This window comes from Mesorhizobium sp. WSM4848 (assembly GCF_055811375.1).
Map to the genome: position 1 here is coordinate 1 of NZ_JBVVPX010000106.1, position 949 is coordinate 949.

The 949-nt window shown below is 59.1% G+C and carries 2 protein-coding genes; one reads left to right on the top strand and one right to left on the bottom strand.

Features of this window, described 5'->3' with window-relative positions:
• Positions 1-221 precede the first annotated feature (221 nt).
• Positions 222-551, bottom strand: coding sequence for a hypothetical protein (locus AC0L16_RS33480; RefSeq protein WP_473625798.1), 330 nt, complete (start codon positions 549-551; stop codon positions 222-224).
• A gap of 36 nt (positions 552-587) precedes the next feature.
• Here AC0L16_RS33480 and AC0L16_RS33485 point away from each other — a divergent pair.
• A partial coding sequence (locus tag AC0L16_RS33485; RefSeq protein WP_473625797.1) for a Crp/Fnr family transcriptional regulator occupies positions 588-949 on the top strand: 362 nt, incomplete at its 3' end.

A 949-nucleotide genomic window follows, 5' to 3' on the forward strand; every position in this document is an offset into this window, starting at 1 on the left:
GATGTCGCCAAGAACGTCATCGGGTAAACGGCTCAACTGGTCCGTTGCCGACAAGAGAGCTTTTCGCTCGGCGCGGAGGCGCAACCACCTGCGAAATGGACCAATGGCGGCAGCATGAATTATAACCATGATCAGATCGTCCCTTCATTGATCTGAATTGACCGGTACGGAACGGCGCGAACGGCACTCCGGGCGAGAGCGTCAGCCGTCCGCGAGGCAAGTTAGGCGTAGTGGTCGATGGATTGGTTTTGCCGCGGCGTGCCCATACGGCGGGCGGTGGCTGGCCCCGGGCCACGCATGTAATAAAGCTCCGGGCGGTAGCGCGGCGCGACGAATTTGCGAAACCCCGCAGCAAATTTTGTGACGGGAGCCAAGAATTTCATGACTGTTCCCTTTCCCTTCGCCGGCTTGCACACGAGCCGGCGGGCCTGTCGTTGCAACAAGGATATGACAGTCGAACCAGGCTCGGCTGTGGGAATTCCCACACCGGGGAAAACATTGGCGAAATCCGCTCCCAGTTTGCATCCCGGAAAGGCGGGGCCTGCGGCCATCAAATTTCCTTGGATAGGGAGTAAGGTGAAGTACACTTGATTGAACAAGAGACCGTTGTGACAGGCTCTCTGGCCTTCATCTCAAGACTTTGCGATGCCGACCTCGCCGCGCTGACCAAACGGTGGCACGAGCGCAGCTATCGACACAACGAGCTAATCATTTCCCACGGCGACACTGGTCGCGATGTCTTCTTCCTGCTGGAAGGACGGGCTCGCGTGACACTGGTTTCAGCGGACGGCAGGGAGATAGCGTATCGCGATGTCGAACCGGGTGACATTTTCGGGGAGCTCGGAGGCATTGACGGGATTGCACGCTCTGCCAGCGTAGTCGCACTGGAGGCAACCCGCGCTGCACGGCTGTCCGGCACAGCATTCCGGGATATCGTGATGACCCACCC